Raw genomic sequence first — 1225 nt, 5'->3', positions numbered from 1 at the left:
CCATATTCGGTTACATATCTTTGGAAACGATTGTTAATGGCCAATTAAAAAAACAATCTAATTTCAGATTATTAACTTTAAAAAAGGTAGATAAAATAGTGAATGCTCAAAGGAAGCCATCATCGATCCCAGAGTGCTTCAAAGAGCATAATAGGAACAAATCAACTCAAATTAAAAACAACTGAGACCGATGATATTATTTAATAGCGGCGTACTGTGTTGAACCAAAACATCACAACTTGAACAGTTATTCTAATCCAATGCTATTTAATGCCATGTTAACGAACATGCCCAGTTTGATAACAAAATAGAAAATTAAATTGAATGGCAGCTATAAGAAATTTTCTGTTGAAGAGCTATCATTATAACTTTAATGACTACAGATTAGGTGCTTTATAATAGGGAAACGAAACCTAAACTCTGCAGATTATTACACCGAATATCCCCCTCTTAACTTCCTTATAAATTAGGCCGAGTAAGGCCTCACTGCTTAATTATTTGATAACGCATTAGCATCATACTTATGATTTTAGGTCAAAGTCGTTTTAATTGTTTTTTATAAAAATGCTCATCTGTTATGGGCATTTTTTGATTAACTCATCTTGGTATGCCTATTTAAATCACACGGCAAATAATTGCAGAATACAGACGTGTTGGAGGGGCTTTACATGAAATATTTTGAATGTATTTTTCCACTTCAATGGCTGTTATGTAAGGTATTTGCATAATAGCGGCAATAGTATCCTAACGATTAGTGATACTTTCTGTAATTCAAAAAGATGACAAACGACCTTAACTAAAGAATAAATATTTGTTTTAGTCATTTTTCAACTAGAGATTTAATATTTGAATATGCTTAAAAATTCAATTGTTTTTTGCAGGCTTGCTGTAGGTACTGCATTGATTTTATTGTTTGGATGTGGTTCTGGCGATGAAAATGACGACAGAAATGATGTAAACACGTCTAAACCGACTGAGGTTCTTCCAATTACTGCACTCGACGGACTGAGTGTTGCTAAGCCTGGAATGAAAAGCTTTATTGATTTGTCAGGTCATGTTCTCGGAGGGAAGGCAGAGCTAACGTCTATTCATCTTTTTGGTGAAAATAGTCATAAATGTAGTCCAGCAATACCTAATGGAATAGGCTTTACCATTACACCCCAGAATGGTGAAGTTTGTGATTATCAATTCACGGTAAGTAATGCACAGGTGACAGATTCTGCAC

General features: G+C 34.0%; 1 protein-coding gene and 1 pseudogene. Both read left to right on the top strand.

Going from position 1 to position 1225, the window contains the following annotated elements:
• Nucleotides 1–185, top strand: a 185-nt coding sequence (locus CTN01_RS22940; protein WP_211317094.1) for a hypothetical protein, incomplete at its 5' end; no start/stop codon positions are given.
• Between the two features lie 661 nt (nt 186–846).
• A pseudogene (locus tag CTN01_RS22495) lies at nt 847–1225 on the top strand (hypothetical protein); the annotation flags it as partial.

This window comes from Photobacterium angustum (genome assembly GCF_003026365.1).
GTDB lineage: Bacteria > Pseudomonadota > Gammaproteobacteria > Enterobacterales > Vibrionaceae > Photobacterium > Photobacterium angustum.
Note: the sequence above shows the minus strand (reverse complement) of the source record. Positions and strands in the feature narration are given on the sequence as shown.